Origin of the sequence: Okeania sp. (genome assembly GCF_035285525.1) — a bacterium.
GTDB lineage: Bacteria > Cyanobacteriota > Cyanobacteriia > Cyanobacteriales > Microcoleaceae > Trichodesmium.
In genome coordinates, this window is the sequence record NZ_JAYKGW010000088.1 from 1 (window position 1) to 22,649 (window position 22,649).

At 37.5% G+C, this 22,649-nt stretch carries 20 protein-coding genes, 1 tRNA gene and 1 pseudogene; 13 read left to right on the forward strand and 9 right to left on the reverse strand.

Annotated features, from left to right (window positions below; all coding sequences use genetic code 11):
- The first annotated feature begins 82 nt into the window (after window positions 1-82).
- The 3 genes from VKJ25_RS08440 (at window position 83) to VKJ25_RS08450 (ending at window position 1,477) form a co-directional block, all read left to right on the forward strand.
- Window positions 83-331 carry an FG-GAP repeat domain-containing protein gene (locus VKJ25_RS08440; protein ID WP_324236181.1) on the forward strand — a complete coding sequence of 83 codons (249 nt, stop codon included), beginning with the start codon at window positions 83-85 and terminating at the stop codon, window positions 329-331.
- 382 nt (window positions 332-713) lie between these two features.
- On the forward strand, window positions 714-1,001 hold the full coding sequence (locus tag VKJ25_RS08445) for a UPF0175 family protein (protein WP_324236182.1): 288 nt from the start codon (window positions 714-716) through the stop codon (window positions 999-1,001).
- Window positions 998-1,477, forward strand: coding sequence for a PIN domain-containing protein (locus VKJ25_RS08450; RefSeq protein ID WP_324236183.1), 480 nt, complete (start codon window positions 998-1,000; stop codon window positions 1,475-1,477). Before VKJ25_RS08445 ends, VKJ25_RS08450 begins: the two co-directional genes overlap by 4 nt.
- Window positions 1,478-1,830: 353 nt before the next feature.
- Here VKJ25_RS08450 and VKJ25_RS08455 read toward each other — a convergent pair whose 3' ends face one another.
- Both VKJ25_RS08455 and VKJ25_RS08460 read right to left on the reverse strand, forming a co-directional pair.
- On the reverse strand, window positions 1,831-3,639 hold the full coding sequence (locus tag VKJ25_RS08455) for a DUF2079 domain-containing protein (RefSeq protein WP_324236201.1): 1,809 nt from the start codon (window positions 3,637-3,639) through the stop codon (window positions 1,831-1,833).
- A gap of 587 nt (window positions 3,640-4,226) precedes the next feature.
- Window positions 4,227-4,349 (reverse strand): hypothetical protein, encoded by a 123-nt coding sequence (locus tag VKJ25_RS08460; RefSeq protein ID WP_324236184.1) that lies wholly within the window; start codon window positions 4,347-4,349, stop codon window positions 4,227-4,229.
- A 161-nt stretch (window positions 4,350-4,510) separates the two neighbouring features.
- Between VKJ25_RS08460 and VKJ25_RS08465 the strand changes: the two genes are divergently transcribed.
- Window positions 4,511-5,728, forward strand: a complete 1,218-nt coding sequence (locus VKJ25_RS08465; protein WP_324236185.1) for a histidine kinase — start codon at window positions 4,511-4,513, stop codon at window positions 5,726-5,728.
- 464 nt (window positions 5,729-6,192) lie between these two features.
- Here VKJ25_RS08465 and VKJ25_RS08470 read toward each other — a convergent pair whose 3' ends face one another.
- Window positions 6,193-6,585, reverse strand: coding sequence for a PDDEXK family nuclease (locus tag VKJ25_RS08470; protein ID WP_324236186.1), 393 nt, complete (start codon window positions 6,583-6,585; stop codon window positions 6,193-6,195).
- A 635-nt stretch (window positions 6,586-7,220) separates the two neighbouring features.
- Between VKJ25_RS08470 and VKJ25_RS08475 the strand changes: the two genes are divergently transcribed.
- The gene (locus VKJ25_RS08475) at window positions 7,221-8,987 is read left to right on the forward strand and encodes an O-antigen ligase family protein (protein ID WP_324236187.1); all 1,767 of its coding nucleotides are present in this window, start codon (window positions 7,221-7,223) and stop codon (window positions 8,985-8,987) included.
- 303 nt (window positions 8,988-9,290) lie between these two features.
- Here the strand turns inward: VKJ25_RS08475 and VKJ25_RS08480 are convergent, their stop codons facing one another.
- Window positions 9,291-9,674, reverse strand: coding sequence for a hypothetical protein (locus VKJ25_RS08480; RefSeq protein ID WP_324236188.1), 384 nt, complete (start codon window positions 9,672-9,674; stop codon window positions 9,291-9,293).
- A gap of 337 nt (window positions 9,675-10,011) precedes the next feature.
- Window positions 10,012-10,887: a beta-carotene hydroxylase gene (gene crtR / locus VKJ25_RS08485; RefSeq protein WP_324236189.1), complete on the reverse strand. Its 876-nt coding sequence runs from the start codon at window positions 10,885-10,887 to the stop codon at window positions 10,012-10,014.
- 823 nt (window positions 10,888-11,710) lie between these two features.
- On the opposite strand from crtR, the gene VKJ25_RS08490 reads away from it, so the two are divergent.
- Complete coding sequence (locus tag VKJ25_RS08490; RefSeq protein WP_324236190.1) at window positions 11,711-12,667, forward strand: RNA-guided endonuclease InsQ/TnpB family protein; 957 nt, start codon at window positions 11,711-11,713, stop codon at window positions 12,665-12,667.
- Between the two features lie 86 nt (window positions 12,668-12,753).
- Entirely contained in the window at window positions 12,754-14,517 is a 1,764-nt protein-coding gene (pyk, locus tag VKJ25_RS08495; protein ID WP_324236191.1) for a pyruvate kinase, read from the forward strand.
- Between the two features lie 264 nt (window positions 14,518-14,781).
- Here pyk and VKJ25_RS08500 read toward each other — a convergent pair whose 3' ends face one another.
- Together VKJ25_RS08500 and VKJ25_RS08505 are read right to left on the reverse strand one after the other, a co-directional pair.
- Entirely contained in the window at window positions 14,782-15,405 is a 624-nt protein-coding gene (locus VKJ25_RS08500) for a hypothetical protein (RefSeq protein ID WP_324236192.1), read from the reverse strand.
- Between the two features lie 143 nt (window positions 15,406-15,548).
- Window positions 15,549-16,241, reverse strand: a complete 693-nt coding sequence (locus tag VKJ25_RS08505) for a GDSL-type esterase/lipase family protein (RefSeq protein WP_324236193.1) — start codon at window positions 16,239-16,241, stop codon at window positions 15,549-15,551.
- Window positions 16,242-16,472: 231 nt separating this feature from the next.
- On the opposite strand from VKJ25_RS08505, the gene VKJ25_RS08510 reads away from it, so the two are divergent.
- From VKJ25_RS08510 to VKJ25_RS08530, 5 genes are all read left to right on the forward strand, one after another.
- The gene (locus tag VKJ25_RS08510) at window positions 16,473-16,718 is read left to right on the forward strand and encodes a DNA-directed RNA polymerase subunit omega (protein ID WP_324236194.1); all 246 of its coding nucleotides are present in this window, start codon (window positions 16,473-16,475) and stop codon (window positions 16,716-16,718) included.
- Window positions 16,719-16,741: 23 nt separating this feature from the next.
- The gene (locus tag VKJ25_RS08515) at window positions 16,742-17,398 is read left to right on the forward strand and encodes a hypothetical protein (protein WP_324236195.1); all 657 of its coding nucleotides are present in this window, start codon (window positions 16,742-16,744) and stop codon (window positions 17,396-17,398) included.
- Between the two features lie 224 nt (window positions 17,399-17,622).
- On the forward strand, window positions 17,623-17,991 hold the full coding sequence (locus VKJ25_RS08520) for a DUF1818 family protein (RefSeq protein WP_324236196.1): 369 nt from the start codon (window positions 17,623-17,625) through the stop codon (window positions 17,989-17,991).
- A gap of 449 nt (window positions 17,992-18,440) precedes the next feature.
- Window positions 18,441-18,514 (forward strand) — tRNA-Pro (locus VKJ25_RS08525).
- Window positions 18,515-18,681: 167 nt separating this feature from the next.
- Window positions 18,682-18,906: a helix-turn-helix domain-containing protein gene (locus tag VKJ25_RS08530; protein ID WP_324236197.1), complete on the forward strand. Its 225-nt coding sequence runs from the start codon at window positions 18,682-18,684 to the stop codon at window positions 18,904-18,906.
- 472 nt (window positions 18,907-19,378) lie between these two features.
- Here the strand turns inward: VKJ25_RS08530 and VKJ25_RS08535 are convergent, their stop codons facing one another.
- On the reverse strand, window positions 19,379-19,510 hold the full coding sequence (locus VKJ25_RS08535) for a site-specific integrase (protein ID WP_324236198.1): 132 nt from the start codon (window positions 19,508-19,510) through the stop codon (window positions 19,379-19,381).
- 113 nt (window positions 19,511-19,623) lie between these two features.
- Window positions 19,624-19,839, reverse strand: a complete 216-nt coding sequence (locus VKJ25_RS08540) for a hypothetical protein (protein WP_324236199.1) — start codon at window positions 19,837-19,839, stop codon at window positions 19,624-19,626.
- 719 nt (window positions 19,840-20,558) lie between these two features.
- Here VKJ25_RS08540 and gltX point away from each other — a divergent pair.
- Window positions 20,559-21,992: pseudogene (gene gltX / locus VKJ25_RS08545) on the forward strand (glutamate--tRNA ligase); the annotation flags it as partial.
- Between the last annotated feature and the right edge of the window lie 657 nt (window positions 21,993-22,649).

A 22,649-nucleotide genomic window follows, 5' to 3' on the forward strand; every position in this document is an offset into this window, starting at 1 on the left:
ATTCGCCCTATACTGTGTTTAAGAAACCCGGTTTTTTCAAAAAACCGGGTTTCTGGCTTCCCCTAAAACTGAGGTAGCAGATGTGAACGGTGATGGTAGGGCTGATATTGTTGGTTTCGGTCAAAGTGGGGTCTCTGTTTCTCTAGGTAAAACTGATGGTACTTTTGCTCCCCATAAAACTGCCTATAGTAATACTTTTGCAGAAGGAAAAGGAGGATGGTCAAGTCAAGATAAATATCCTCGTCAGCTAGCAGATGTGAATGGTGATGGTCGAGCTGATATTGTTGGTTTTGCTAACGATGGTGTCTATGTTTCTCTTGCTAACGGGTAATTCGATTTTTACTTTATTAACAGTCTAGGGTGAGATAGCAAGCTAGAAAAAGCGATCGCTTCCCAATCCAAAAACGCCCCGGTGCTAATATCGGGGCGTTTTTTTTAATGGATCATTTCATTGATAGTGAAAGAGTGAGAGCAAATGGCATTGTAGGGACGTTGCATAACAAAAATGCTAACGTCCCTACAGTGGTTCATTAAAATGAAAAGCGCTGTGATGTCAATTATGCCCTTTGAGAAACCCGGTTTTCTGTAAAAAACCGGGTTTCTGGTTTTCCTTACACCTGGCGAGCGATGAGGAGCGATCGCCTTTTTATTATCTAGTGGATTTGAAAATCATCGGCTATAGTATAATTAACTAATAACAAAAGGAGTAACTCATGCAGCAAATCCAGATTGCTTTGCCAGACGAACTTGCATCTTCCCTAAAAGAAAAATGGGGAAATTTAGAATGTAAATTAATAGAAATAATAGTAGTAGAAGCTTATCGCGAAGGTTCCATTAGTAGCGGTAAATTAAGAGAAATATTAGGTTTTTCCACCCCTTTGGAAGCCGATAAATTTCTCAAAGCTAAAGGAGTCGATTTAGATTACGATGAAGAGGATTTCATCAGCGATCGCCAAGCCCACCAACAGCTAGAGCAAGAAGGGAAATTAAAAAAGTTATGATCGTTGTCTCGGATACCTCACCCATTTGTTATTTACTACTAATCGGCGAAATTGAACTTTTGCCTCAACTTTACGGCCAAGTTATCATTCCTAGAACAGTTGCAGAAGAATTATCGGACGAGCGATCGCCTACTGTTGTTAGAAATTGGATTAAAACACCTCCCAAGTGGATAATAATTGCAGATATTGCCGTTTATGCGGACAAAGATTTAGATATTCTCAATGCAGGAGAAAAAGCTGCTATTAGTTTAGCTATCAAGGGAGGAGCAAATTTAATTATAATGGATGAAGCTTTAGGCAGAAAAGTTGCCCGGAATAAAGGATTAAAGGTAACTGGATTGCTTGGCATTCTCGATCGAGCTGCCCAACAAAATCTAGTAGATTTTCCCCAAGCTATTGCTGCTCTCAAAAAAACTACCTTTCGTGCTTCCTCAAAGTTGATTGAGTCTCTTTTAAGTCAGTATTATAGCACCTAACGTTCTCTGGTGGAATGGGGCAGCTCAAAAAAGCGATCGCCTTTATTAATAGATAATGAAAGAGTAGGGGCGAATGGGATTCGCTCCTACAGGATTAAGGTATCCTAATCCTGGCCCTGGCTTTCCCATACGACGCTTCCGGTAGGGAGAGCGCGGGACTTCCCGCCAGGAAAGTTAAATTAGACAAACCCGCCCCCCATAGCACATATATGGGGGGCGGGTTTAGATCAATAATGGCTAATCTACCAAAGTTTCTGAAAAAACCCGCCCCTACAAATTTGGCAATGTTAATTTCACCCTGATAACTGATAACTGATAACTGAAAAAACCCGCCCCTACAAATTTTTCAACCATTATTGAACAATTTCTTGCCGGAAATTTTCCCATCCATTCATAGCATCAAGATTAGAAACAACTCCTTTTTCCATCAAAATCACACCATCTGCAAAATCAGTAATTCCATATTCACTACTTTTATAAAGCTCTTCAATCCGAGGTACAATTTTTTCTAGTCGTTGCTGATCGCTCTTAAAAGCTACCTGATACCGATTCAACCGCCACAAGTCAACAATAATATATTTCACCTTTTCCACTTCTTTTGCATCATTCCTAAATTGCATTTTGGGAAACCGCAAAATTGCTCGCCGACTTGATAAATGGGGAATAATATAAGTAGTTGCTGCCACACTAGCATGATCAGGAATTTTTTCTAACAATGGTCGCATTTTACCAACATGCTGCCATTGTTCGGGTGCAGATACATAAACCCAAGGTTGTACTGAATCTGGTACTAAAAAATAAAAAGTGCGATTAGGATTAGAAGTAAAACTAAAAAATAGTGACAAACAAATACAAACTACCCAGAAACGGCGAAACTTTCGTGATGGCAGTCGTGATTTTTGGCATTGTTCAATTGAAGTATTAATACCCGATTTTTTGGTTTTGCTCAAGCCATCTAAATTTTCTAAATTTGAGGAAGTTTTGCCCCCTAAATTTTCCAAACTTGGGGTAGTTTTTCTCCCTAAATTTTCCAAGTTGGCGGGACTTTCAGAATTTTGTTCTTCCCAAACTTGGCTTGCTCGGGGGGCAAAACTATCATCCCCCCAAACTTGGGGGGCAAAATCATCATCTGATTCTCTCTTTCCCCACCATAAAATTGCACCGTAAAATAATCCCGGTACTACTGTCATCGCATAACGAATAGTAATTGACAGTACAGATAAACCTTTGGCAGAAAATAATTTCAGTAAAGGAAACCCGGCAACCATCCAAGCAGCAGGAGCAACAGCAGGCACAAACGCTAGAGGCAACCATTGACCTAATAAATATTTAATAGTACCAAAAAATGGAGTAAAAATTTCGGCTATCAACCGCCAAGGATTACTAATCATACCCCAAATTATTTCCAGAGTGGAAGCTTCCTCACCATCTGCATATTGACCAAATCTTTCCATCATAAATCTCTGGGAAATATCTTCGGAAAATATGGGCATAATTAGATTTGTTAGAGCTACCATGTAAGCAAAACTTATAGTACAAACAGCCAAACCTATTTTGGGATAACGTTTACTTAAAATTAGGTAGAATCCAACTCCAAATAATATTACTCCCGCATCCTCTCTAACTCCTAAAATTAATATTGCTAAAACCCAAAATAAATACCACCAGCGTTTTTCCATCGCCAGTAATAAGCTAAAAACAAACAGAGGTATTTGACAAATATCATGGAAATTTCCCAAAGTCGGACCTATGACTGCATTAGCACTATAAAAACTAATACTAATCATGGCAGATAATTGTGGTTGGAGATATTGTCTAGCTAAAACGTATAATACCAAACCCGCAGCAGTAACAAAGGTAACTTGTAAAACAGTCAGAGTCACAGGAGATGGAAATAAGGCATATATTGGCAACCACAGCAAGAGAGCAGGGGTAAAGTGTTGACCTAGACGATGATAATATACTTCCGAAACTTGGCCTTGGTGAACAACATTTGTGGAGAGAGCTGAAGAGAGGGAACTTTGAAAAAAACGACCGTGCATACTATTCCAATATACTTGGTTAAATATACCTTGGTCGTAGGAGGCATAAAAACTATAGTAGCGGTGCAAGTTTAACAATAGACATAATAAGAAGAAAGCGATCGCCACTATGAACAACATTTTCAGGGACGGATTTTTTTCCTTGCTAACCAAAATTACTCACCTAGACTTAGAAATTGCCATATCAAATTTATCAGAAATTTCAGCAGATAGGGAGTAGGGAGTAGTGAGCAGGAATTAGTAGGGGTGAATAGCATTCGCCCTTATCAGGACATTTCATGGAACGTCCCTACAGGATTAGGGGAAAAGCATTAGTGGCAAAAGCAGATTTTATATAATAAAATGTAAATTATGTCAAGTAACTATTGGATGATTCTGAATATAGTAGTCGAACCAAAGGTGAGACCATTTCTAAATCCTGAAACCCTTTGTTAGTATCCTATTCCCTCTCTTGGTTGATTGGATATGGCGTTCATGTAGTGTCCCGGAAGCAAAGGAGACCCGAAGAGTGCAGAGCTGCTCCGAAGTACACCATCCCAGCCTTCGAGAAGTTTCGCTTTTCATGTCGCGGAGCGTTATCGTATAGGGACTGCTACGCAAACATATCGGCTCAAGTGCTGAAAACAAGCGCTATTGCCTATTCCTTATTCCCTACTCCCTATATTGAATTTGCAGCATCTGTGTCACAATATAAAATAGAAATTAAATTATTTCAGAAACGAACTTTCTGTTAATGGCCATGTCCGATATAAATAATTAGTAATTGATAATGAATAATTAAAACTTATAGTATCAGCATTTATTTCTAATTTTTGAATTGCTAAGTACATAAGCAAAATTAACTACCATTATTTATTCCCACATCACAGGGAATAGATATTTTTCAGCTTGAAAGTGTGTGTAATTAATTCTACATAAGTACTTAAAAACTATTTAGGATTGTTATATCCCTAATGATCAATTACTCCTGAGAATCAATTATTAATTATCTATGATTAATTATCCATTATCCATTATCCATTATCCATTACCTAGAGATTTTGTACAGGTGTCTTCAGAAAAATCTAACAACAAAAGATTACAACTTTTATTGTTTATAAATAAACGCCCTGGGTCTCAAGAAGAAATTCAAGCCATTCATAAATGCCTCAGCAATTTAAAAACAGATTACCCATTTGAGTTTAATGTAATAGATGTAGGAGAACAACCCTACATGGCAGAACATTTCAAATTAATTGCGACTCCTGCTCTACTAAAAATTAATCCGGAACCAAGACAAACCCTGACTGGGACAAATTTAGTGGCGAAGTTGGAGTATTGGTGGCCACGTTGGCAACGTTCCTTGGCAGAATCAATATATGATGATAATTCCCAATTTGAATCACAACCAGTTATTAGCGATCAATTACCTGCTAATTCTATTAATTGTGCTGCTGAGTTAATGGAAATGTCAGACGAAATTTTTCGTCTCAAGCGGGAAAAAGAACAATTGCAAGCTCAACTCAAATTTAAAGACCGCATTATTACGATGTTAGCTCACGATTTACGAAATCCTCTGACGGCACTTTCGTTAGCTTTAGAAACTTTGGAGTCAACTCAAAAAATGGGGAAGAGTGAGTCGGTAAAAAGTTCTGGAAATTTTGCCCAAAGGTTGATTAAGCAAGCGCGTTATCAAGTGCAGGTAATTGATAGAATGATTGCAGATATTTTGGAGAGACCAATTGGAAAAAGTACCAAGTTGCAACTTGAACCTGATAAATTAGATTTGGGAGCATTATGTTTAGAGATAAAAAGAGAGTTTCGAGACCGACTAAAGTCAAAAAAGTTGCAGTTGAGAACAGATATTCCTAATGATTTACCATTGGTTTATGCTGACAGGGAAAGAATACGTCAGGTAATAGTTAATTTGCTTGATAATGCAATTAAGTATACTCCGAAAGAGGGTGAGATTCAGATTATTATTCTTGATCGCACAACTCAAAAGGTGCAAGTGACGGTTTGTGATAGTGGACTTGGTATCCCGAAAGAAAATCGCGATCGCATTTTTGAAGATTCTTTCCGACTCAAACGGGATAAGTCAAAGGAAGGTTATGGTATTGGTTTGGCTTTGTGTCGGCGGATTATTTCATCTCATTATGGTAAAATTTGGGTAGATTCTAGTCCGAATAATGGTAGTTGTTTTCATTTCACTTTGCCTGTTTATAGGTAATTTATTTAATGAATGATAAATAATGAATAATGACAGTAGTTAATAGTCTTTGTTGTTTCTCAGTAATTAAATTATCGACGGGTGTATCATCTTGAGTAAGAATATCACTAATATCGGGTTATATCAGTTCAAAATCTTTAGTTTGATTTGGGAAAGATTGACACTGAGTTGTTTTTTTTAATATCGCTCTTTGTTTGTGATATGGTCATAATTTTTAATTGGGAATTATTATCTCAAGATTAATATTTATGCCTCACATACCTGGAATTTGCCATAATAGAGAAAATAAAAATGTTGGGTTTCACTTAACCGTTCCACCCAACTGACTTTTAGTTGACTAACTACAAAAGTTCATCAGGGTTAATATCTTTCTCCCTGAGAATTTCTGTTAGTCTATCTGCACGTTTTTTTTCTTGTTTAGCACGTTCATCTCTAGTTAATCAAACATTATCAGAATCATCGCACTAACGTAACCAATCATATTTTTTACCCTCAAAAATACCATGCCAAATTGTTAAACCTAATCCGACTTGGGGCAAGAAAAAATTATTCAATTCTACATAACTACCTTGTAATTGATAAACTTGTAAAACAGTTTTTCCCAGCTTTTTTAGGGGAGAAAAAACTGCATAATAACCTACAGCATTCCCAGCATAATTTTGGAGTTTACTCCCTAATTTATTTCCTTTTTTATTAGAGACAATTTCAATGGCTACTTCTGGAGATTTACCAAAATTAAAAGTCAAATAAGAACGATTCTTTTTTTGATTCCAATCTTTGGGTACTTCGATTCCTAAACTGAGGATAATATCAGGTACAAGTGGTGGTTTTTTTAACATCGCAAAAAAGTCCGACATTTGCCATTGCTAAAAATGGTAAATCCGTAGTCAAAGAACTCTATAAAGTAGTAGTTAATAGTCTTTGTTGTTTCTCAGTAATTAAATTATCGACGGGTGTATCATCTTCAGTAAGAATATCACTAATATCGGGTTATATCAGTTCAAAATCTTTAGTTTGATTTGGGAAAGATTGACACTGAGTTGTTTTTTTTAATATCGCTCTTTCTTTGTGATATGGTCATAATTTTTAATTGGGAATTATTATCTCATTCAGGTACATTATATTCTATTATAGATAATTAATAATTATCTCTTATTTAAACTGTGCATGAGGGCTGGTTTGTATAAGTCTGAGAGTAATTTCAGTTATCAGTTATCAGTTATCAGCACCTCTGTCTGTTTGCGCAGCATGACCTAGAGAAGCTAGAGCCTTGAAATACTGAATCGAATATTTTTTTATCCCCTTTCAAGGGGAGGCACATACCCCCATTTTTCTGTAAATATGAAGATTATAGCTAAAACCCGCCCCTACGATAATTAATGAATTAATAATTTAATAATTACCTCAATTTTCAGATATGATATGTGGCTATACTTGAAAAAAATTGGTATATATAAACAATAAACAATAGTAAAACATAATATTATTTTCAGTGAATTATCATTCTGATTTTTATTTACACAAAGAGTGGAAATTAACTTTATTAGCACTATTAATTTTCCCCTTATTACCAACCCTCGGAACATTAACTCTAGTTTTGACAGTTATTAGCACTTTTGTCAAAAAATGGCGTAATATTATTAGTCGTTCTCACAATATCGCTTTAGCTTGTCTAGGTCTTTGGTTGGCGATCGCTAGTTTTTTTGCCTGGAAACCCCAAGAAGCATTTTTAGGATTAGCTAATTTATTACCTTTTTTTGTCATATTTGCTGGTTTGAGTACCATAATTCAAACTCCAGCACAACTACGACAACTCTCTTGGGTAATGGTAATTTCTTCAGTACCTGTAATCATCTTAGGTTTCGGACAATTATTTTGGGGTTGGTCTGGGATCGTAGATTTACAAGTTATTTTTGGTTGGGTACTTGCACCACAGGGCAACCCCCCAGGACGAATTGCTTCCGTATTTATGTATGCTAATATTTTGGCTATTTATCTGACTATTGTATTTATTCTGGGCTTAGCACTTTGGATTGAACAATGGCAACTTTTAGACAAACATAACTTACGCACTCCCAACCAAGAAACCGGGTTTATCAACGACACTTCCTCCTTTGAACAACAAGAGCATCGCGCTCCCAATCAAGAAACCGGGTTTATCAACGACACTTCCTCCTTTGAACAACAAGAGCATCGCCATAAACCCGGTTTCTGTATAAGTCCTGACAACAAAACAAAACAATCTCATCAACTCACAACTACTGTAGTGACACAGCTAATCTTGGGGATTAGGGCGGGTTTATTTAATCTCATGTTTAAACTCGTTAAGTTAAAAAACCAACCCGCTCCTACTATTACAGTATTTAAGATGTGTCAGTCCACTACTAGCAATAACTCAGGTGTTATCAAACTATTGTACAACAGTTCCCTTCAAAAATTTATTTTTCTCACAGTGGCAATGATTAGTAATGGCGTTGCCTTAATTTTGACAAATTCACGGAATGCTTCGGGATTAGTAGTTTTTGCAGGTTTAACTTATGCTATTTATCTTGGTTGGAACTGGTTAATAGGATTAGTAATGGCAGCAGTAGCAACTGTGTTTGGAGCTGCTTTTGCTCCTGCACCTGCGAACAAATGGTTACGAGTTATAGTACCAGAATATTTTTGGGGACGACTCACAGATCGGAATTTTGATCGCCCTGTAGCTACTTTGCGAAGTACCCAATGGCAGTTTGCTGGAAAGATGACTAGAGAAAAACCTTGGTTAGGTTGGGGTTTACGGAATTTTACGCCTTTGTATGAAGCACAGATGCAAACATGGCTTGGTCATCCCCATAATTTGTTTTTGATGCTGACAGCGGAAACTGGTATTCCGGCGACTTTGTTTTTTTGTGGTTGGGTGGGTTGGATATTAGGGAAAGGAGTTTGGTTATTCATAAATTGGTCTGATGTTACAGCAGATTCCAGGTACATGAAACACAGATATTCAAAATTAAATGTCTGTAGTGCAGAGATGACCGCGACAGACTTACCTCACCAAAATGGAATCCGCTGTAATTTTAGAGAAAACCGTCTCATCTTTTTTAGTTATTTAGTAGCTTTTGCTGCCTGTACTATTTTTAATATATTTGATGTGAGTTTGTTTGATTTACGAGTTAATACTATTGGATGGTTGCTTTTAGCTGCAATTTGTGGAAGTCAGGAGTTAAAAGTCAGAAGTCAGAAGTTAGGATTTTACAGCGGTTTTCCTGTATGGTAGACTACAGTAGGGCATGATGACCATTAATATCAAATCCGGTAGTATCAGTAAAATTCATTTCCCGTAGGGGTTTGGTCTCCAATTTTTCGGGAACCGTACCCTCTACAAACTAGAAATCTTACCCAATACTGATGGTAGAACCTTATTCTCCAAAGTAAACGGATTTGATATAAGCTCTACAGATGGTCTGTATTTTCTTATGTTCCCTAAGTCCTGAATTAAATCTTCATAAGTAGTGTAGCGATTTTTCGGGAACCGTGCACCTTGCTTCCGTGGTTATACCTCGCCAAAATGGAATCTCCTTTATCTAAATTTTAAATAAAACATCAGCAAACAAAACATAGAAAAAACACATAAACTTTTCCAAACAAATAACCACCAAGGATGCCACCAAGCTCCAGTTTGTACTTCTACAATATCAGATAAACTAAATAATAAAAATGTGAATGTTGCTACTATTCTATGTAATCTTATTAACTCACAACTTTTAATCGCAGATACAGCAAAAGCACCTGCAAAAATAAACCAAATTCCTGCTTCAATATAGTTACCTTGTCTATAAATTCTTTCTAATATTTCTGCTTCTTGAACAGAATCACTATTTTGCAGTATTAACCATAATCCTATAAATATTCCACCCAATAAAATTAATAAAACAGATAATCTGATAATTACATTTTTATTCATCAATTTTTCCTGAGAAAAAAAGGGGTTTTATCAAAACTAAACTTGGAGATTTTATCTGATATATTTATCAAAAAAAATTGCTAGTGCTAAAAGAATTTCTCTGGAATAAAAAAGAAAGAAACTATTGGAAAAATTAATTATAATAACTAATATCAAATCCAGATTATTATACACAAGTCATTGTGACTGGAACGGAGTACAAGGAAGCAATATCTTAAACTTTTGAGATTGCTTCCTATCGTTGCCATAATCACTGTTCAACCCTACTTTAATAGGACAAAAATATTATTGGATGTAGTTGCCAAAAATCATTGATGATCTTCAATTTTTCCTAATGCTAATGTTTTTTAAACCTAATTCCTAAAAAAACATCATAAAGAAAACTCCAAAAGTTTTTCCCTTGCAACAATCCTAAAGATTGAGGAGAACCTTTAGCATCTAAAAGTGGTTTCATCACTTCATAAGCAGGTTTGTAATTATACCAAGGAATAGAAGGCCACAAATGGTGAATTAAATGGTAATTTTGCCCACCAATTAAAATATTGAGAATAGCACTCGGATAAACTCTCGCATTCAGCCAGCGATCGCGCTCTTCAAAAGGACGATGAGGCAAATAATCAAAAAATAATCCTAGTGCTATACCTACTACTAAAGCAGGGGAAAACCAGTAATTCATAATATAGCCAATAAATCCATAATATATAGATACGCCGATAATGATAAAAACCACTAAACGACTAAAAAACCATTCCCATAGTTCCAACTTTCGCCATAGTCGTCTTTTAAAAAAGAAGATTTCATGGTAAAAGAAACGAGCTGCAATTAACCATAGAGGGCCACCAGTAGAAACAAAATGATCTGGGTCATTTTTTGGATCATTAACATGGGCGTGATGCTGTAGGTGTACCCGTGTAAATACTGGGAAAGCAAAACCTAAAAGTAAAGCACTGCCATGACCTAAAGCAGCATTAACTATGGGATTTTTATGGGCTGAATTATGAGACGCATCGTGAATGACTGTCCCGGCAATGTGTAAAGCTAGTACATTCATTAAAAAGCAGCACCAGTTAGGAAAGTCCCAGCACCAATAACCACAGATTGATAAAATAACTATTCCTAAAGCACTAAAAAACATGAGTAAATCAGTATTTAAGCCTCCAGAAGGGCCAAGTAATTCTCTTGGGACTGTTGTTTGCAGCCCTGCTTCTAACATTGTTATATTCACTCCTCAATATTTATTAATATTTATTTTAAGTAGCATAAAATACATACAGCTTTTTTGTAAAGATATATGAAATAATTCTAAGTTATTTAGTATTTTTATCAAGGGAGAAAGTATAGCAGAAGCCGGAATTTATATCAAATTTCTGAGTATCAGGTTAATTCAATAATAAAGCAGGTTTATAAGTTTACCTGTATGACACAAATCTGGTTATTCAAAGGTAATTTTTCGCTCTTCCTCTCTCATCTTTCTGTTTCCCTGTTTCCCCCCTTTCAAAGCTATACTTGATCAACATAAAACTTGACAAAATACACAAGCTATGTATTAATAATTAACTCAACCCTAACCCCTCCCAATAGGGGAAGTCAGGAGATCGATAAATAAAAGATAGTTCGAGCTACCCATCTCTCCATCTCCCCATCTCCCCATCTCCCCATTTCCCCATTTCCCTATCTCCCCATTTCCCCATTTCCCTATCTCCCTATAGATCTGGTTAGGGATTTTATAAGGGATAGCGCATCATCGGGGAGTAGGAGGAATGTCTTCTGCCTTACCTTCACAGTAAATCTCCCTTCTCAACCGGATTTAGTATAAATCCTGACTTTATTAAATAAATCTAAATTTTTGTTTTTTGTAGGGAAGTTGATCATAATAGTTTGAGAATTTGAAAACCATGTCCCTTCAGGGCATGGAACTGTAGCTCACGAGCAACTTCAGTCGCCTGTAAAAATATCTGATTGCCCTTGACATTTTCGTGGGTTAATTATGGTATTATGTACAGCATCAAAAATATCAAAAGGTAGGTCGAACCAAAGTGATAATTTACCAGTTCAAAGTCAAAGCTAAACCTCAGCAATATGAAGCAATAGATGAGGCCATTAAAACATCTGAATTTATCCAAAATAAGTGCTTAAGATATTGGATGAATAATCAAGATGTGAGTAAATATGACCTTAATAAATATTGCCAAATCTTAGCTAAAGAGTTTAAATTTGCTAACGAACTAAATTCCATGGCTCGACAATACGCTGCGGAAAGAGCTTGGTCTGCTGTATTTAGATTTGACAATAACTGCAAGAAAAAAGTCAAAGGTAAAAAGGGTTATCCTAAATTTCAAAAGCATTGTCGTTCTGTAGAATATAAAACTTCTGGTTGGAAGTTAGCAGTCAACAGAAAAGCAATCACTTTTTTAGATAAGAAAAATATAGGTACTTTGAAATTCATTGGTACTTATGATTTCAACTACTATCAACTGAACCAAATAAAACGAGTAAGGTTGGTTAAACGTGCTGATGGTTATTATGCTCAATTTACTATCCAAATAGATTTACAAATTGAGACTCAACCAACAGGAAAAGGAGTAGGTTTAGATCTAGGAATTAAATCTTTCTTGACATTAAGTAATGGCAATACTATAGAAAACCCCCAGTTTTACAGAAAGTCGGAAAAGCAGTTAAATAGAGCAAATCGTCAAAAATCTAAGAAGTACAAAAAAGGCGCAAAACCGCAGTCAAACAACTACCATAAAGCTAGAAATAGATACGCCCGGAAGCATTTGAGAGTAAGTAGGCAACGCCAAGAATATGCTACTCTCTTAGCATATTGCGTGATTCAATCTAACGATTTGATAGCTTATGAAGACTTGAATATGAAAGCCATGGTAAGAAATCGAAGGCTAGCTAAATCAATTGGGGAGACACCTAGCTTGATTGGTTTCGACCTGTCAAGTCATGGTGAGTCCTTGAACCAGGAATCCCCGTCTCGTAATTAATGGGGAGTGTCAAAGGCTAATTATTTTATAGAGATAATTGAAAATTAAGATATTTATCCTAACTTATCTATTAAAATTATAAACTCATGGAAATACAAAACTGCGTGCGTCGAACTAAAATAGTAGCCACCATTGGCCCGGCCACAAATAAACCTGATATGCTTCGGGAGCTAATTAAAGCAGGCGCTACAACTCTGCGACTGAACTTTTCTCACGGAACCCATGAGGATCATCAACGTAATATTCGTCTCATCCGACAAATATCTTTCGAGCTAAACCAAACAGTAGCTATTCTCCAAGACCTTCAAGGACCAAAAATTAGATTAGGAAAATTTGAAACAGGTTCCATACTCTTAGAGGATGGAGACCCCTTTATTTTGACCAGTCACTTGATGCCTGGAACTCAAGAGATTTCCTCCATAACTTATGAGCATTTGGCAGACGAAGTGCCAGAAGGAGCAAGAATCCTCCTGGATGATGGTAAAGTAGAAATGTTGGTAGAAAAAGTAGATAAAGCAGAAAAAAAACTATATTGTCGAGTTGTTGTAGGTGGTGAACTTTCTAATAATAAAGGTGTTAACTTTCCGGGAGTTTATCTATCAGTCAAAGCACTGACAGAAAAAGATAGAATAGATTTAATGTTCGGTCTCGATCAAGGGGTAGACTGGGTAGCACTGAGTTTTGTTCGTAACCCCCAGGATATGATCGAAATCAAACAACTAATCGCTAATGCGGGGAAAAAGGTTCCTGTAATCGCCAAAATCGAAAAACACGAAGCGATCGAGCAAATGGAAGAAATTTTGGCTTTGTGTGATGGAGTCATGGTGGCTCGTGGAGACTTGGGGGTAGAAGTACCAGCAGAAGATGTACCGCTGTTGCAAAAACGACTAATTTCTACTTCTAATCGAATGGGAATACCTGTAATTACGGCTACGCAAATGTTAGATAGTATGGCGAATAACCCCCGCGCGACCCGTGCGGAAATTTCTGACGTAGCCAACGCAATTATTGATGGTACAGATGCGGTTATGTTATCCAATGAAACTGCTGTTGGTAAGTATCCAATAGAAGCTGTGAAAACAATGGCAACCATAGCTAAACGTATTGAGCAGGATGTGATTACTTGTAATGTTTCTAGCATGAATGATACAGGTCAATCTATCCCCAATGGTATTAGTCAAGCAGTTGCTCAAATTGCCCAACAGTTAGATGCAACAGCTATTATGACTCTAACGAAAACAGGTGCAACCGCTCGAAATGTATCTAAGTTTAGACCAAAAACTCCTATTTTAGCAGTGACTCCCCATGTAGATGTGGCGCGACGGTTACAACTGGTTTGGGGTGTGAGACCATTGTTGGTATTAGATTTGTCTTCTACTGGTCAAACTTTCCAATCAGCAGTTAATATAGCTCAAGAGAAAGAGTTATTATTTGATGGAGATTTAGTTGTGATGACTGCAGGTACTTTACAAGGTGTGGCAGGTTCAACTGATTTAATTAAAGTTGAGGTAGTAACTGCTGTTTTGGGTCAAGGGACTGGAGTTGGTCAAGGGGCTGCTAGCGGTCGCGCTCGGGTTGCTCAAAATGCTATGGAGGTTCAGGATTTTAACCCTGGAGAAATTTTGGTGGTTAATCAGACAAATGCTGAGTATGTTGAGGTGATGCGGAAAGCATCTGGAGTGATCACGGAAGAGGATAGTGTGACGAGTCATGCTGCTGTTATTGGTCTGCGTTTAGGGTTGCCTGTTATTGTGGGGGTCAAAAATGCTACTAATGTGCTTAGAGATGGTACAATTTTGACGTTGGATGCTCAAAGAGGTGTGATTTACTCTGGAGCTCATAGAAGGTAATCATAATGGATCATTGATACAGTGTTTCTCGTTGTTATCAGGTATAACCATCGCGGGCTTTCGGGCCCGCACTACAATAATTTTATCATTTTAATCAGGACTTACGCAGAGGGAACCCAGAAACCCGGTTTTTTTGGAGCGTTTCCTGTTGCTATCAAGTACAAGCGTCGGGGGCTTCCGGACCTGCACTACAATAATTTTATCGTTTGAATCAGGACTTATGCAGAGGGAACCCAGAAACCGGGTTTCTTTGGGTAAATCCAGTTAATATTCCTTCTCCTGTTTCTCATCTTCTGCTTCTACTAATTGAACCAGATTTTCTAAAGCACCGTAAACTCTAGGAAGATTATCTATGGTAAAATTCCCAGAATCTTTGATAAAAGTCTCTGCGACAAGCTTCCCAAACTGCCATAAATTACCATCTGTCACAATCCCATAAACTGCCCTAGGGAAATTATCATTGATTTTTTGTGAGGCGATCAGTTCCGCCAGACATTGACCCCAGCCTTGTTCAAAATCATTTTTCTTAGCTTCAACAACAATGACAATAGGTTTTTCTAGTACGGTTTTACCAAGTTCAGAACGTTGGGAAAAAATATAGTCAGGTGTTCCAGATAGAATTTCATCGTAAGAAATACTTTTCTGAATCCAAAATGAATACTTCTGATAATGTTTCTTATAAACTTCACGCAATAGTGGCGAGATGATTATTTCACAGCGAGATGCTTCTGAAGAAAACAGGTCTATATTTTCTTGATTAAATTCAAAATCTTTGATAAAACTTTCTGAAGGCGAGAGTTGTTGCCTAACTATAAATTTCTCCTCTGAGTATTTGATTCCATACTTTTTTTGTACATCTGAAATTGTTTTAAAATCACTGAAAGCCATATTTCAAGTCCTCTATTAAAGCTTAACCTTTACCACAATTTTCAACTAGGGTTTACTCTATAGTTTCTTGTTGCTGCTAACTTTGTAGGGACGTCCTTATGCAACGTCCCTACTCCCTGCTCTTGTTCCCTACTCCCTACTCCCTAATTAATTAATAACTTAAGAGACTCCCAGTTGAGTACATCTTGCAAAAGAGCTTGATAACCTGCGACATTTGGATGGATTCCATCTGCACAAAGACGCGATCGCCACCAATTTTCTCCCCGACTTAACCATTGTTCAAACACATCCAAATAAGGTATTTGTCGCTGTAAACAAGCTAATCTAGTCGCCTCTTTATATTTATATTGGTCATTATGACTATAATATAAACAACCTTGAAAAGGCATTTTAGTTTCATCAACAGGAACCATTCCCACAAACACTACAGGACAAAGTTGTTTTGATTTATCCAATAACTCATCTAAAATCACTTTAAATTGAAAAAAATCGGTATAGTAACGCCCATTTGGTCTTTGGACTCTCGCAGAATCATTTACCCCTACAGAAAGAAAGATAATATCTGGCTGACGATTTCTTAATTCTCCCCGATGGTGAAACTCATGTTCTAGCCTTTGCTCTACTTGCCAAACTCTGTTTCCACGGACTCCCAAATTATACAATACATGGCCAGAATTATTAGGTACCATCCAATGTCGTCGTAGTCTTTCTACCCAGCCACCACCTTCATAATCCCCAAAACCATAAACTATACTGTCTCCTAAAGCGACTATTTTGAGGGAGTGATGATGAGTCTGAGAAAATTCTCTTGAAGTTGGAGGAGATGCTATTAACATAAGTAATAAAAATTAATTTAATTAATAAATTTTATTAAAATCTATTAATATTTTGTTACACATTAAATTAAATGAATATATTATCATTGACTAGACTATAATTAAAAGTATTTAGTTAAAGTTGTTAATATAGATACATAATAATTAAGACTTATGCAAAAGATTTATTTGACAAATGAATTTCTGAGCGTAATTCCTAATTATTGAGACTAATTTTAAGATTGATCCAAAATGCAAAAGCAACCTAGCGTTAATTCAGCAGAACTAAGTCGTAGAGCTGAGGAGCTAATCAAAGCTTCTTCTAATCGTTACCGGGCGGTAGTACAAGTAGCTAATCGTGCCAAGCGTCGTCGTTATGAGGACTTTGAGAATTTTGATGAGCAAACGGTTAAACCAGTCATCCGCGCTGTGTTGGAAATGTCTGATGAGTTGATGCAGCCAGAAATAATTAGTGACGTTGGCAGTAGTATGGAGTAGTTGGTAGTTAGTCGAGAATAGCCATGAAAAAAAGGCAATGGCTCAAATATTTCCAGATTAGTCTAATAACAACAGTGGTTTGGGCTGGTATTGAACTTTGTTGGACTTCTTTAGCAAGTACAGCAATCCATTCCACTCCTTTATTAGAACATCAGTTTGTCAAAGTCACAAACCACAAAAATTCTCAAGACCCAATCAAAATTGTTCAAAGGCGAATTAGGCCAACTGAAGTGGGGCCGTTTGTATATGAAGAAATGCCTGATTTGCCATTGGAAAATAATTATATATCTCAGGAAACTGGGGAGGTAAAGACAGATGATACTTTAGTATCTCGTTTAATTAGGTATCATTTTTATGTTAAGGGTCGGGCACCAAATTATCGGTTTGATTGGAAATTGACATTAGCAGATTATTTGGGATTTAATGATTATCTAGAATTATCGGTTTATCCAGGCAATAATTCTTTGACAGAAAATCCGATGAAGGGCGATCGCCAAGCGGTTAAAAATTTAACTCGTTCTCAGAGAAATGCTTTAGTTGATAAGTTAGTAGAAATGTTTGGAGGCGACCCCAAACCCCCATCTATACCAAAAATAAATCAGGAAAATAATTCTGGACAGTCAGTTCCAAGAGCGCCGATAGTTCCCCAACCAGGAGATGCAGATTTGCTTAAACCTTAAATTATACCGTTTTAGGAAATTCACAATTAAAAATTGAAAATTGAAAAGTAAGATTTTACGGAAGTCAAAGTTAAAAATTGAAAATTAAAAATTAAAAAGTAAGATTTGATAGACCTAAAACTTTATGGAATTCAAAATTCAAAAGTCAGATTTTATAGACCCAAAACTTTGACGCCGCAGTGATTTGACTCAATTATTCAACATCTCAAAGTTGGAAAACTATTATGGAACGAATAGTCAAAAGTGGAGCTGGTTGGCGGTTAGGTTGGAACCCTCAAGAACTAGATTTTCAGGGTTTAGTGGGAGGGGATGATTGGTCAATAGAACTAACAGCAGAGGAACTAGGTGATTTTTGTCGATTATTAGACCAGTTAAGCAAAACTATTAGTCAGATGGCGGATGAGTTAATGGATGAGGAAAAGATAGCCTGTGAAGCTGAGAGTGACTTACTATGGATGCAAGTGGAAGGTTTCCCTGAAAGTTATACTGTTCAGTTTATTTTAAATCAAGGCCGTAGGGGTGAGGGAAAATGGTCTGTGGAAGCTGTAACTGGTTTAGTCCCAGCAGCAGCCATGTTAAAAATTTTATGTTAGGAAGTAATACTAAATCCGGTAGTATTGGTGTAAAAAGAGTTTGGCAAGGGTAGGAAGTGTGGAGAGTATGGGGAGATATGGTAATAGTTGACAATAGAACATTTTTTTTACCAAATTCAAGGGATTTGATATAACAACTAAGGGAATAGTAAAATATAAATTATCCCTACTCCCTACTCCCTACTCCCTATTTTCGTAACTAATGGGATATTTTTTTACATGAAAGTCCCTTGATGTTGAGCAAGCTACGTTCCATGCTGCGCAACCCTAACGGGAACAATCCAACCTAAATCTACTTATTCCTTTTTACTACTCCCTACTCCCTATTTTCGTAATTATTTGATATGTTATGTGTCAATATGCTATGATTCAGAAATGTGTCTGAAAATATTTTGAGCAAAATAGCTTGTCAAAATATAATAGAACATGATATTCTAGACAAAGATTAACGGGGCGTAGCGCAGCTTGGTAGCGCACCACTTTGGGGTAGTGGGGGTCGTGGGTTCAAATCCCGCCGCTCCGATTCAAAACAAATTTTCAGAATAGTAAGGGCTAATTACAGAAGCCAAATAATTGGACCAACTTAGACAAATATTAAGAAATATTAAAAATCTCCTGATGATTTGCTATCATACACTCATTCATCTAATTTGATTACCATAGACTTTTTTTCATGGTTTACCCGTTTAAATGCAATCAATCAAAACCAAATTAAAAGTTAACAATAAACAAAAAAGGATACTGGCCAAACACGCAGGTGTGGCTCGTCATGCTTATAACTGGGGATTAGCGACTTGTATTACTGAGTACGAAGAGACCTGCCAAGGGAAGGCAGACTCCCGACCTGGCCACACCGAGCTAGACCTTTCTACTAGCAGAGTGAAGCTGGCAACAGGCCCCAACCAGAGCGTATAGTGGTAGGCACACTGGGGGTAATGGGGAGACGGCATGGGTATCGGGGCGGAATGTCCTGAAAAAGCGTCTTAAACCACGGCAAGAGCCACCTCTTATCTCTTGACCGCACACGAGGAACTCCCGCGTCAATATTTTAGCGTTAGACGCATCCCTGGGAATCGTGTAGGCGACATTGGACAGCCCTAAACCGTCAAAACAATCTGTAACTCGGAACGAGGAAAAAACAGCAAGTAAGTCTGGTCATGTTGGTTTTGTGGTCAGTAGGAGGGAAGCTCGGAACTCTTGCTTGACGGGTAGGATGGGGGGAACACTCATTGCCCCCGGAAGCCCTTGAAACTGCATTATGGGAGAGAGATGATATTTGGGCACATGGCTAGACCATAGTGAAATTTCCCCTAAAAAGGGCCTTGTTAGACACATGATTCAACTTACCATAAGTGTAAGCTTTATCAAATAATATATACGAGTCTTCCTAGTAGATATCATCCCAAGTTAAAGCGATCGCCTCTTCCGGTCCGCAACCCGTGTAGGCCAAAAAAGTAAGATAGGGGTGATAAAAAGACTGTTTATCATTAGTTTCAAAATAGTTTAAGATAGCATTCACTTCAGCCTGGCCCCAGCCTGTTTACTTTTACTCTCTGTATCAGTCTTCTTCCACAAGGTTTCTTTTGGCTTTTTAGGCTCATGTCTCAATGAATACTTGGCCAAAGTAGTGTCCTATTCTCCAAAACCCAAAGCTGCTTTGTTGATATCTGTATCAGTTTCCTTAGCTTTGGCTTTCGCTAAGTTAAGTCCACCTTCCGTATTGATGGCACAGACAACTAGAGATCGCCTCATACCCTCAAAAGTCCACCTGAGCCTATAATAACTTTTGTAAACTTCGATGTTGACCCCACCTTGTTTCCATGTATTTTGTCTTTTATTTTTTGCCATAAGCATAAGCATATACCGAATTTGTACCAATAAAGGAAAAATCTAAATACTAAAGCCTATAAAGGCTCTAGTATTCCCCTTATTGCTGGGCATTTGCTTATTTTGGAACTCTAAATTGAATTGACATACTCCCGACGGGCTGACGCGAAAAAGAGCGATTATTCAGCCAGAGAAGCCCTGATCGCTGTTTATACAGAGATGATGTCCTCTCGCTGTGTTAAACTTTACAATAACAAAATTATTCTAGCTTGTCAAGGGCTTATGAAGGTATCCGAATCCTGGCCCTGGCTTTCCCATAGGACGCTCCCCTGCTGGAGAGCGCGGGACTTCTCGCCAGGGAAGTTAATTTACAGTAAAAACCAGGTTTTACCACTTTGGGGTAGTGGAGGTCTTGGGTTCAAATCCTGTCGCTCCGATTAAAAGGAAATTTTCACGAAGATAGAGTAGTGTCGTCACAGCTCTGGTTAAAACAGCAAGAGAGAATGAATAGTATCCTACAGGATGCTTATTCGTTTTCTATTTTCACATTTTTAAAGCCAACATAACACTCATCAGCAATTTTTGATGAAAGCTTAATTTTTGTGCTAGAAGTAGGAAATTAAGTCAATATCAGATTAGAGATTTTCACTGCCTTCTGGTAATATATATATTTTCTTTTAAATCAGATAAATCAGAAGTAGAAGAAAATCTAAAAATAAAAAATAAAAATATAAATTGATATGAGTGTTAGAGTTCGTTTAGCCCCAAGCCCAACAGGAAATTTACATATCGGTACAGCCAGAACTGCTGTCTTTAATTGGTTGTTTGCACGGAACCAAAAGGGAAAATTTATCCTGAGAATAGAAGATACAGATGTAGAGCGATCGCGTACAGAATATACAGACAATATTATGGAGGGACTAAGCTGGTTAGGATTAGAATGGGATGAAGGGCCATTCTATCAGTCCCAACGTTTAGAACTATACCAGAAAGCGACTCAAGAATTACTAGACAAAGGATTAGCTTATCGCTGTTATTGTACAGCAGCCGAACTAGAGGAAATGCGGGAAGCCCAGAAAGGGAGAAAAGAAGCACCCCGCTACGATAACCGCCACCGTAACCTCACACCGAAACAACAAGCAGCATTTGAAGCAGAAGGAAGGGAGCCAGTAATTCGCTTCAAAATAGATGATGAGCGGATAATTAGCTGGAATGATATGGTTCGGGGGAAAGTAACCTGGAAAGGCAGCGATCTAGGTGGAGATATGGTTATTTCTAGGGCTGCAAGTGGGGGTAAAATAGGACAAGCTCTCTACAACATGGCAGTGGTAGTAGATGATATGGATATGAAAATTACCCATGTGATTCGGGGTGAAGACCATATTGCTAATACAGCTAAACAAATATTATTGTATGAAGCCTTAGAGGGAAAAGTACCAATATTTGGGCATACTCCTCTAATTTTGAATAAAGAAGGGCGAAAGTTGTCAAAACGGGATGGAGTAACTTCAATTTCTGATTTTAAAGAATTAGGTTTTACTCCCGAAGCGCTAGCAAATTATATGTGTTTACTTGGGTGGACGCCTCCAGATGCAACCCAAGAAATATTTACTTTAGCAGAAGCAGCAGAAAAGTTTAGTTTTGTCAGAGTGAATAAAGCAGGTGCTAAGTTTGACTGGGATAAGTTGGATTGGATTAGCAGTCAATATTTACATAGTCTACCAATAAAAGAACTGACAGATAAATTAATTCCCGTTTGGCAAAAAGCAGGATATGAATTAGATCCAAAAGGCGATCGCTCTTGGTTAGAACAACTAACAACATTAATAGGACCAAGTTTGACTCGTCTGGTAGATGCAGTGGAAATGAGTAAGTTATTTTTCTCGCGTACTGTAGAACTGGATGAAAAAGCAGCAGCACAAATGCAGGATGAAAATTCTGTTAAGTCTATTATTTGTCTTCTAGAAATGATAGATGTTGATGCACCTCTGGAAGTTAGTGATGCACAGCAAACTATTAAACAAGTTACTCAAAAGGTTAATGTCAAGAAAGGTATTGTGATGAAATCCTTGAGAGCATCTTTAACAGGTGCTATGCAAGGGCCTGATTTAATTCAGTCATGGTTATTACTGCATCAAAAGGGTTTTGATATATTAAGGTTTCAAAAATCTCTAGGCCAGGAAATTGAGAAAAAGAGTATAACAGAGGAAAAAGAGACAAAAACCTCAGTTTCAACTAACCAAACTCCAGAACTGACTGTAGAAAAAGGGAGAAAAATCTCAGCATCACCATCATTAGCAACTCTTACTCCAAAAGTTGCTACTCCAACTACTCCTCCGGTAGTAGATAAAGGTAAAGCACCAGAAACTAAAACTGTAACTCCAACTACTCCTCCGGTAGTAGATAAAGGTAAGGTAGCAGAAACTAAAGTTGCGACGCCAACTACTCCTCCGGTAGTAGATAAAGATAAGGTAGCAGAAACTAAAGTTGCGACGCCAACTACTCCTCCGGTAGTAGATAAAGGTAAAGCACCAGAAACTAAAGTTGCGACGCCAACTACTCCTCCGGTAGTAGATAAAGGTAAAGCACCAGAAACTAAAGTTGCAACTTCAGCAACTTCTACTCCGGTAGTAGATAAAGGTAAGGTGGCAGAAACTAAAGTTGCGACGCCAACTACTCCTCCGGTAGTAGATAAAGGTAAAGCACCAGAAACTAAAACTGTAACTCCAACTACTCCTCCGGTAGTAGATAAAGGTAAAGCACCAGAAACTAAAGTTGCGACGCCAACTACTCCTCCGGTAGTAGATAAAGGTAAGGTAGCAGAAACTAAA